Source organism: Bradyrhizobium sp. BRP56 (genome assembly GCF_020194035.1).
Lineage (GTDB): Bacteria > Pseudomonadota > Alphaproteobacteria > Rhizobiales > Xanthobacteraceae > Bradyrhizobium > Bradyrhizobium australafricanum.
Window position 1 is genome coordinate 1 of record NZ_JADYVV010000215.1, and the last position, 431, is coordinate 431.

Here is a 431-nt window from a genome sequence, read left to right on the forward strand (position 1 = left end):
GTTCCGTCCTGATCGACCATTCGTAATCGGTAGTAGCCGGTTCGGGCGGAAGGCAATTGGTCTATAAAGCTATAACGCTGACTTTGAGTCGTTTGTCCGATCGCCTGCACGCGACCTAACGTACCAAATTCAAGAGCATCGCTGCTACGCTCTATCACAAAATGATCACTGTTATGCTCCCAGTTCGTTTCCCATGCCAGCCTTACGGCTGCTCCCTCCGGTGTAGCCACAAACTTGGTCAGACGCACTGGCAAAGCGCTACACGAGCCAAGACTGGCGTTAAACGGATAGTCGTGCATTTCTCCGCCCACCGTACTGAACGATTTCCCAATTAGCTGTCCTTCAAAAATAGCAAAATTCGTTTTTGTCACATCGGCATAAGGTGCCAATACGCTCCCCTGAATCTGCCCGTTGCCCTGGAGAGTTAAGGT

At 50.8% G+C, this 431-nt stretch carries 1 protein-coding gene; it reads right to left on the reverse strand.

The features are described 5' to 3' along the window. The coding region (locus tag I6F38_RS43450; protein ID WP_249794510.1) for a hypothetical protein at nt 1-389 on the reverse strand (389 nt) is incomplete at its 3' end. Nucleotides 390-431 lie beyond the last annotated feature (42 nt).